Here is a 9,158-nt window from a genome sequence, read left to right on the forward strand (position 1 = left end):
TCGCGGGAGAGGGTCAGGGTGAGGGGGGATGTCAGCAAATGCTCCGTCGCGCAGCAGCTTGCGAGATTCAATCCCCGCCGCGGTTGCGCACGACGCGGGCCTGGTCGCGTTTCCAGTCGCGTTCCTTGATGGCGGCGCGCTTGTCGACCTGGCGGCGGCCCTTGGCGATGCCGAGCTGGCATTTGGCGCGGCCGCGTTCGTTGAAATAGATCGAGAGCGGCACCACGGTGATGCCCTCGCGCTGGGTGGCATTCACCAGCTTCACGACCTCGCGCTTCTTCAGCAGTAGCTTCCGCGGCCGGCCGGGTTCGTGATTGAAGCGGTTGGCCGCCTCATACTCCGGGAAATGCGCATTGAGCAGCCAGAACTCGCCATCGCGTTCGGCAGCGAAGGCCTCGTTGATGCTGCAACGGCCAAGACGCAGCGACTTCACCTCCGACCCCATCAATTGGAGTCCGGCTTCCATCGTATCGGTGATGGCATAATCATGCCGGGCCTTGCGGTTCTGCGCCGCAAAGCGGTTGGTCGAGATGTCGCGCGCCATGTTCTGTTACTGGCTCTTTTACTGGCCGATCAGGCCGGCCTTCTTCAATGCCGCCTCGACCTTCTGCTTGGAGGCATCCGAGATGGGTGCCAGCGGCAGCCTGAGGTCCGGCTGGATATGGCCCATGATCGAGAGTGCGTATTTGACCGGCCCCGGGCTGGTCTCGCAGAACATCGCATCATTGACCGGCATCAGGCGCTCGTTGATTTCCATCGCTTGCTTCAAATCACCGGCACGCCAGGCCGCGTGCATCTGCGCCGTGAGCTTCGGCGCCACGTTCGAGGTGACAGAGATGCAGCCTACCCCGCCCTGCACGAGGAACGGCAGCGCCGTCGCATCCTCGCCCGAAAGCTGGCAGAAATCGGCGCCGATGGCGAGCTTGGTGCGGGCAGGCCGCGCAAGATCCGCCGTCGCATCCTTGACGCCGATCACGCGCGGCAGTTCGGCGCAGCGCTTCATCGTGTCGATCGACATGTCGACGGCGCTCCTGGGCGGCACGTTGTAGATGATGATCGGCAGGTTGGTGGCGTCGTGGATCGCCTTGAAATGCTGGAACTGCCCCTCCGGGGTGGGGCGGTTGTAATAAGGCAGCACCACCAGCGCGGCATCGGCGCCGGCCTTCTCGGCATGGCGGGTCAGATCGATGGCTTCCTGGGTCGAATTGGAACCCGTGCCGGCGATGACGGGGACGCGGCCCTTGGCCACCTCGATGGCCAGTTCGACGATGCGGTGATGTTCCTCATGGCTGACCGTCGGGCATTCGCCGGTGGTGCCCACCGGCACCACGCCGTCGATCCCCTCTTTGATCTGCCAGTCGACGAATTTCTGGAACGCAGCCTCGTCCACCGCATCGTTGCGGAACGGGGTGACCAAAGCGGTCATCGAACCCTTGAACATGTCTGGCTCCATCAGGTCGCCCGCAGAGCGGCCGGCGCCGCGGGTGGTTGCAAATCGGGCCCGGAAAATAGCGGCCCACCGAACCCGCCGCAAGCGTTCTGCCGAAAAAACCGACGAATCGCCGCCTGTGGTATTTTGGCGTCAGTTAGCCTCAATAAATGAAGGTGCTGCATCAGTGTGTGATGGCCAACACATTGAATCCATTGAGTGAGAGGCAATTGGCTCATAGAATGCTGGGCCTGCGCCTGCCGATTCGCGCGCAGCCGAGCGAGGAAATGAAGCACATAATTCTCAATTCCGGTGCCTTGGCACCGTCCGGCACCACCCGATCGGGGTCAGCCATCCTGCCCCGAGCCTTCCTGTCGCGCCTGATCTGGCTCTCTCTTGCCGCCTTCCTCTGCCTCGCCGGCCTGGTCCGGCCGGGCCTTGCCGACGGTGTCAATCTCAGCGCGCACGACAAGAAACTCTATCAGCAAGCCTTCCAGGCCATCGAAAAGGACCGCTGGAAGGAAGCGCGGCGCCTCGCCGACCTCGCCAAGGAGCCGCTGCTCGGCAAGGTGGTCCAGTGGCTGGACCTCACCCGGCCGGGCCCGGGCCGTTCCTTCGATGAAATGACCCGCTTCCTCAAGGCCAACCCGGACTGGCCGCTGCGGGACACGCTCACCGCCCAGGCCGAGCGCGCCATGCCGGACATCTACCCGACCGCCGCGGTGCTGAACTGGTTTGGCGCGCGCGACCCGCTGACGGCAGATGGGGCCATCAAGCTGTTGGGCGCGCTCCGCGCCGACCGCCAGTTCGACCGCGCCCGCAAGGTCGCGGTCCTTGCCTGGACCACCGAGGACTTCAACAAGGAGCAGGAGAACACCTTCCTGCTGCGCTTCGGCGACATCATCACCATGGCCGACCATGTCGTGCGGCTCGACAATTTGCTGTGGGAAGACGATCGCGAGCAGGCCGTGCGCATGCTCAAGCGCGTCGATTCCGGCCATGCCGCCCTTGCCAGCGCGCGTATGCGGCTGCAGGACAAAAAGATATCGCCCGAAGCGGTCGGCGGCCTCGTGCCGCTGGAACTGCGCGACGATGCCGGCCTCATCTACGAAATGGCGCGCGCCTGGCGCAAGCAGGGCAAGATCGAGCGCGCGCTCCAGCTCCTCGATCCGCCGCCGGCAAAGGTGGCGCGGCCCGACCTCATGTGGGACGAACTCTATCGTGCCGCGCGCGAGCTGCTGGGCAATGGCGACATCAGCGCCGCCTATCGCCTCGCCGCCGCGCACAATGCCGATACGGGCGATGCTTTCGTCGAGGGCGAGTGGTTCGCCGGCTGGGTGGCGCTGCGCTATCTTGAGGAGCCGGACGTCGCCCGCAAGCATTTCACCAATCTCTATAACGGCGCCAAATCGGTCATCAGCAAGACGCGGGCCGCCTATTGGAACGGTCGTGCCGCCGAAGCCAAGGGCGACATGGCGGCGGCAACCGACTGGTACCGCAACGCCGCCAAGAATCTGAGCGTCTATTACGGCCAGCTGGCCGCGGCCCGCCTCACCGACCCGAAGCATCTGGTGCTCGACAGCGGCGTTCGCCCGAGCGGTGCCGAGAAAGCGGCCTTCGCCAAGCGCGAGATGGTCCGGGTCGTGCAATTGCTGGCCAAGGTCGGCGCCGAAGAGCGCGTGCGCCCCTTCATCATGACGATGACGGCACGCGCGACCAAGGCCACCGATTACGTGCTGCTGGCTGACCTCGCCAAATCGGCCAAGCGCGAGGATCTTGCCATCGCCGTCGCCAAGGATGCTCGGCAAAAGGGTTTCGAGCTGTCCGAATACCTCTTCCCCACCATCAAGCTGCCGGCCGGCAAGGAGCCGGAACCGGCGCTGGTCCTCGCCATCATCAAGCAGGAAAGCGCCTTCGACGCGCGGATCAGTTCACCGGCCGGCGCCATGGGCCTGATGCAGCTGATGCCCTCGACCGCGCGCCCGCTGGCCAAGGAGCTTGGCGTCAAGAAGCTGCAGGAGAAGAAGCTCACCAGCGATCCGGCGTTCAACGTACGCCTCGGCCGCCTCTATCTCGAAAAGCTGATCGACCGTTTCAACGGCTCCTACATCATGGCCGTGGCTGCCTACAATGCGGGCCCCAGCCGGGTGCGCGACTGGACGATTCTCTATGGCGATCCGCGCTCGGCCGAAACCGACGCGATCGATTGGGTCGAGAACATCCCTTTCGACGAAACCCGCAACTATGTGCAGCGCGTGATGGAGAATCTGCAGATCTATCGCAGCCGCCTCTCCGAGAATGGTGCCCGCATCGCCCTAGAGGACGACCTCAACCGTCCTGCCATCAACTAACCTCACCCTGAACTGACGAGGTCCGATCGTGAGCGTGCCGATCCAGGCTGAAGCCGCCTTCGCGGCAAGTGCCGCCGATGTGCGAAAGGCAGCCGAACGGCTGCAGGGACGAGCGGTCGTCACACCGCTCCTCGATTATCCGCTGGTGAGCGAAAGGCTGGGCTTCCGCCTGCTGATCAAAGCGGAGACGCTGCAGCTCACCGGCTCGTTCAAGTTCCGCGGCGCCTGCAACCGGCTGCTCGCCGCCAAGGCGGCGGATCCGGGCTTGCGTGCCGTCGTCGCCTTCTCCTCCGGCAATCATGCGCAGGGCGTCGCCGCCGCGGCCAAGCTCCTTGGCCTCAAGGCCACCATCGTGATGCCGTCCGACGCGCCGGCGATCAAGGTCGCCAACACCAAGGGCTATGGCGCCGAGGTGGTCCCCTATGAACGCCGCAGTGAGGATCGCGAGGCGATCGCCCGTGCGATTGCGACGAAAGAAGGCGGGCTCATCGTCCCACCTTATGACGATCCCTTCGTCATCGCCGGCCAGGGCACCGTGGGGCTGGAGATCTGCAGCCAAGCGCTGGCGCTCAATGCCAGGCCCGACGTGGTGATGGCGCCCTGCAGTGGCGGCGGGCTGGTGGCCGGCGTCGCACTTGCAGTGAAGGACCAGTTCGCCGACGCCGCGATCTATGCCGCCGAACCCGCGGGCTTCGACGATCTCAATCTTTCGCTGGCCGCTGGAGAGCGCCTTCCCAACCAGGGCAAGACGCCCTCAATCTGCGACGCGCTGATGGCGGAGCGGCCCGGGGCGCTCACTTTCCCGATCCACCGCAAGCTGCTGGCCGGCTCATGCGTGGTGAGCGACGATGCCGTGCTGGATGCGATGAACTTCGCCCTCCGGCATCTCAAACTGGTGGTGGAGCCCGGTGGGGCTGCGGCTCTGGCCGGTGCGCTGGCGATGCGGCGAGAGCTTGCCGGCAAGACGGTCGCCATCGTCTGCTCGGGCGGCAATGCCGATCCCGAAATGATCGAGCGGGCCGCCGACAGGGACGACCCGCTTGTCTGAACTTAATCGCTAGGCGGGAGAATCAGGCCGTCGCGGCCTTCTTCTCCAGCGGTTCCTTGGTCACTTCCTTGGCCGGCTCGACCGTGGTGGTCGCGACCGCCGAGACCGGATGCGTATCCGTGCGGCGGCACATGCCCTCAAGGTAAGCGCCCTGCTCAATGGCGAGCGATTTGTGAAGGATGTCGCCGGTCACGCGCGCGGTCTTTTCCAGCACGACCATGTCGGCGCGGACCTCGCCATTCACCAGACCGCAGATGCGCACGGATTCGGCCTGCAGGCCGCCCTGGACCGTGGCGCCCTCGCCGATGGTGATATTGCGGCTCTGAATATCGCCCTCGACCCAGCCGTCAATCTGCACGTCGCCGCTGCAGACGAGGTCGCCGGTGATGCGCAGATCGGCACTGATGATGGAGGGAATGCCGGCCTTCACGCTCGGCCGCGGCGAGTCATGAACCGTCGTCGGCTGCCCGGATTTGTTAACCTTTGAAAACATAGCGACCTGCCTTGAGAAAGCCCATGGGATCGAGCGGTTTGTCGTTGTAGCGCACTTCGTAATGGCAATGCGGGCCGGACGACCGCCCGGATGACCCGAGCTTGCCGACCAGCTGCCGGTAGTCCACCACATCCCCGACCTTCACGGCAACCGAATCCAGATGGGCATAAAGCGTATGTATGCCAAGACCATGGTCGATTTCGACGACACGGCCGTAATTCCCCTTCCAGCCGGCGGCGATCACGGTTCCGGGCGCCGTCGCCAGCACGTCCGAACGCAGGGTGCCGACCATGTCGAGGCCTTCATGGCGCGCACGGGCGCCGTTGAACGGGTCGACGCGGGCGCCAAAGCCGCTGGAGATGTAGTAATGGTCGACCGGAGCCGCCAGCGGCACGGAGCGCAGCACGACCTGCATCTTCTCCCAGCGCGCGACTTCGTCATCGAGCGTCGCCACGTTGGCCAGCAGCTTCTGTTCCGTCTCATCGGCGCCGGTCGCCGGGTCCGGCAGGAACGGACCGCCCTTGCCGATGCCGTTCTGCTCGGCCGCCGCAATCATGTTCTCGACGTCGAGCCCGGTCATCACCAGGGTCTTTTCCATTTCCTCGAGGCTGTTGCGCGTGCGCTCGGTGACCGAGGCCACGAAATTCGCCTGGCTCTCCTGAACGGAGGCCACCTTGTCGCGCAGTTCGTCGATGGTGCGGCCGAGGTCCGAGCGGCCGAGCTGCAACGCATTGCGCTGGCTGATCACCGTGGTGAGCGCCAGCTTGGTCTGCGCCACCTGGCGGGTGAGATCGGCGTTGCTCGCCTGCGCCACCTGCAACTCGGACTGCAGCGAGCCGACTTTGGCGGTGAGGCTCGCGACCTGCTCAGTCGCGGCCTGATGATCGCGGCGCAATGTATTGAGGCGGCCGGTCAGGTCAGCAACCTGGGTCGCAAGATTGCCGTTGCTCTGGCGGCTCTGTTCGAGCATCGCCGTCAATTCGTCGCGTTCGGCCGCCATGCGGCGCCGATCGCCTTCAATGCCGCGGATTTCCGACTTCAGATCGGCAATCTGGTTGGTCAGCGACTGGTTGCGCGCGGCGATGCGCTTGAGATCGCTGTCGAAGGCGAGCAGCCGATTCTTCAGCGCTTCGCGCAGTTTGGCGCGCAGCGGATCCTCGCCCGCGGCCACAGTCCTGCCAGTGGCAGCGCCATCGAGCGGTGCCGGGCCTTCAATCTGTGTGGCGATCGAACGCAGCCCGTCGCGCATCGTGGCGTTTTCGCCGGACAGGCCCAGCAGATAAGCCTCATCGTCACCGAGCTTACCGGTGCTGCCCTTGAACTGGTCGAAATAATCGGCGACTTCGGCAAGCAGGCCCGTATAGGCGCCCTCGGCCTCGCGCACGGCGATATCGCGGCCGTGCAACGTCACCTGCTGCATGGCAAGACCGATCGAGGTCGCCAGCGACAGGACAGCGATGCCGCCGATGAGCGATGCGCCGACCAGCTGGCTGCGCGTCGACAGGCGCACATATTTGATCTTGCCGTCGCTGCGCACGATGAGTTCGCGCGGCGAGAAATGCTTCGAGAGAGTCGCGGCAACGCGCGATACCATATGACGCGGTGACAATTTTTCAGGTTTTCTTCCGGTTACCACGATCCCATCCCCACGGTAGGACGCTCAATTGACCCATAGCCGCCCTACGTTCCCCGACCGACCCGCGAACCCCTCGGATAGCCGACGCCGTGTGGCGCGTGACACATACCGGACCAAGCGATCTTGGCCCCCCTGACGATTGCACCGAAGGCAGCTGTTGCTGCCACGGCAAATCGTTAATTTATTATTATCGGATTTAACTTAGGCGGACCGAAAAGGGGACGCAAGCCGAATCAACCCGCCTCGGGTAGGGGCGCCCCTCATTTATATGAAAAACATTCTAGATCAATGAGTTGATATAATCTGCGCAACTCACACAGGCCGACGGAAATGGGCCTCGACATAGCGCACGGCCAAAGCAACGGCTTCGGTAATATTCAGCTTCTCCGTGTCGATGACGAGTTCCGGCTCGACCGGGGGTTCGTAGGGCGCGCTGATGCCGGTGAACTCGGCGATCTGGCCGGCACGCGCCTTCTGATAGAGCCCCTTTGGATCGCGCCCTTCGCAGGTGGCGAGATCCGCCTTTACATAAATTTCATGGAAAGCGCCGGCACCGGCCTCAGCACGCTCGCTCCCCGCGAGACTTTTGGCCACCGCCTGGCGCGCACGGTCGCGATCGCCGCGATAGGGCGAGATGAATGCCGTGATCACGATCTGCCCGGATTCGGCAAAGAGCGCCGCGACCTCGCCGATGCGGCGGATGTTCTCCGCACGGTCTTCCGGTGCAAAGCCCAGATTGGCGCTCAAGCCCCGGCGCACATTGTCGCCGTCCAGCACGAAGACGTGGAAACCGCGACGGAACAATTCCTGCTCCAGCGCCATGGCGATGGTCGATTTGCCGGCACCGGAGAGACCGGTCAACCACAGCACGCCGCCGGAATGCCCGTTGCGCAAGCTGCGCTGTGCCAGCGTCACGCCATGCGCCACTTCGGTGATGTTGCTGGAACGGATCGTCACCAGGCGCCGCTGGTCCGGATAGCCTTCGACGGCGATCGTGCCGCCGGCCAGAATGTTGCGCCCGTCGGAGAGCACAAAGCGGCCGGTCTTCGGATTGGCTTCAACCGAATCAAGCGCCAGCAGGGCCGGCGAGCGCAGCACGACCTCGGCGATGTCGTTGCGCTCGACCGCCGCACTTTGCCGCGCGCTGAAGCTTTCGGGATCGTAGACGCAGGCGATGCTCTCGACGACGACGTTGACGTCACGCGTCTGCAAGCGCAGCCGGTAATTGGCGCCGAGCTGCAAGGGCGTTTTCGCCAGCCAGAAGAGCTTGGCCTTGAAGACATGGCTCTCGAGCGGGGCCGCATCGACATGGCTCGCCATCTCGCCGCGCTCGATGAACAGCTGCTCGTCGAGCGTGATGCCGACTGACTGGCCGGCTTCGCCGCTCTGCGGTTCCGGTGCCGCCCAGGCTTCGATCGAGGCAATCCGCGCTGTCTTGTTGCTGGGCGAGAACAGCAGCGTATCGCCCACGGCCAGCCTGCCGCTGGCAATACGGCCGGCCAGGATGCGCCGGTCGTCGAATTTGTAGATATCCTGGATCGGCAGGCGCAGCGGCAAAGCGGCAAGAGGTGCCGCCGGCTCGAAACTGTCGAGCGCTTCCACCAGGGTCGGCCCCTGATACCAGCTCATCCGCGCCGAGCGCTGGACGATATTGTCGCCATCGCGCGCCGTCATCGGAATAATGTAGTTGGCTGCAATGCCGAGTGAGCCCAGATAGTGGCTGTATTCCTGCGCAATGTCGTTGAAGCGCTGTTCCTGGAAATCCACCAGATCCATCTTGTTGACCAGCACCGCGATCTGCTTGACACCGAGCAGGTTGAGCAGGAAGGCGTGCAGGCGCGATTGCTGCTGGATGCCCTGGCCTGCATCGATCAGCATCAAAGCTGCTTCGGCGCTGGAGGCGCCGGTGATCATGTTCTTGATGAACTCGCGGTGCCCCGGTGCATCGATGATGGTATAGTCGCGCGCTGCGGTCTTGAACCAGATCTGCGCGGTATCGATGGTGATGCCCTGATCGCGCTCCGATTGGAACGCATCCATGAGAAAGGCCCATTCGAACGGCATGCCGCGCCGTTCGCACATCGCCTTGATGGCCTCGAACTTGCCTTCGGGCAATGAGCCGGTATCGTGGAACAGGCGGCCGACCAGGGTCGACTTCCCGTGATCGACATGGCCGACGATGACGATACGCATCAACTCGC

7 protein-coding genes are annotated in these 9,158 nt (G+C 64.2%); 2 read left to right on the top strand and 5 right to left on the bottom strand.

Translation table 11 applies throughout. From position 1 onward, the window contains the following. Positions 1-67: 67 nt before the first annotated feature. Both smpB and dapA read right to left on the bottom strand, forming a co-directional pair. Positions 68-544: an SsrA-binding protein SmpB gene (smpB, locus tag ACE3OA_RS20415; protein WP_374314267.1), complete on the bottom strand. Its 477-nt coding sequence runs from the start codon at positions 542-544 to the stop codon at positions 68-70. Between the two features lie 18 nt (positions 545-562). After that, positions 563-1,441, bottom strand: coding sequence for a 4-hydroxy-tetrahydrodipicolinate synthase (gene dapA / locus ACE3OA_RS20420; protein ID WP_374314269.1), 879 nt, complete (start codon positions 1,439-1,441; stop codon positions 563-565). 218 nt (positions 1,442-1,659) lie between these two features. On the opposite strand from dapA, the gene ACE3OA_RS20425 reads away from it, so the two are divergent. Together ACE3OA_RS20425 and ACE3OA_RS20430 are read left to right on the top strand one after the other, a co-directional pair. Continuing rightward, positions 1,660-3,780 carry a lytic transglycosylase domain-containing protein gene (locus tag ACE3OA_RS20425; protein ID WP_374314271.1) on the top strand — a complete coding sequence of 707 codons (2,121 nt, stop codon included), beginning with the start codon at positions 1,660-1,662 and terminating at the stop codon, positions 3,778-3,780. 28 nt (positions 3,781-3,808) lie between these two features. Continuing rightward, positions 3,809-4,828, top strand: a complete 1,020-nt coding sequence (locus tag ACE3OA_RS20430; RefSeq protein WP_374314273.1) for a threonine/serine dehydratase — start codon at positions 3,809-3,811, stop codon at positions 4,826-4,828. Between the two features lie 22 nt (positions 4,829-4,850). Here ACE3OA_RS20430 and ACE3OA_RS20435 read toward each other — a convergent pair whose 3' ends face one another. The 3 genes from ACE3OA_RS20435 to cysC form a co-directional block, all read right to left on the bottom strand. After that, positions 4,851-5,321, bottom strand: coding sequence for a polymer-forming cytoskeletal protein (locus ACE3OA_RS20435; protein ID WP_374314275.1), 471 nt, complete (start codon positions 5,319-5,321; stop codon positions 4,851-4,853). Then, positions 5,305-6,930 (bottom strand): peptidoglycan DD-metalloendopeptidase family protein, encoded by a 1,626-nt coding sequence (locus ACE3OA_RS20440; protein WP_374314277.1) that lies wholly within the window; start codon positions 6,928-6,930, stop codon positions 5,305-5,307. Before ACE3OA_RS20440 ends, ACE3OA_RS20435 begins: the two co-directional genes overlap by 17 nt. 339 nt (positions 6,931-7,269) lie before the next feature. Continuing rightward, positions 7,270-9,150, bottom strand: coding sequence for an adenylyl-sulfate kinase (gene cysC / locus ACE3OA_RS20445; RefSeq protein ID WP_374314284.1), 1,881 nt, complete (start codon positions 9,148-9,150; stop codon positions 7,270-7,272). Positions 9,151-9,158: the final 8 nt, after the last annotated feature.

This window comes from Dongia sp., assembly GCF_041906375.1.
In the GTDB taxonomy this organism is placed as follows: Bacteria; Pseudomonadota; Alphaproteobacteria; order Dongiales; family Dongiaceae; genus Dongia.

Bases quoted from the DNA above. Each gene is read 5' to 3' on its own strand.
- smpB (WP_374314267.1), bottom strand. From the start codon at position 544: ATGGCGCGCGACATCTCGACCAACCGCTTTGCGGCGCAGAACCGCAAG.
- dapA (WP_374314269.1), bottom strand. From the start codon at position 1,441: ATGTTCAAGGGTTCGATGACCGCTTTGGTCACCCCGTTCCGCAACGAT.
- ACE3OA_RS20435 (WP_374314275.1), bottom strand. From the start codon at position 5,321: ATGTTTTCAAAGGTTAACAAATCCGGGCAGCCGACGACGGTTCATGAC.
- cysC (WP_374314284.1), bottom strand. From the start codon at position 9,150: ATGCGTATCGTCATCGTCGGCCATGTCGATCACGGGAAGTCGACCCTG.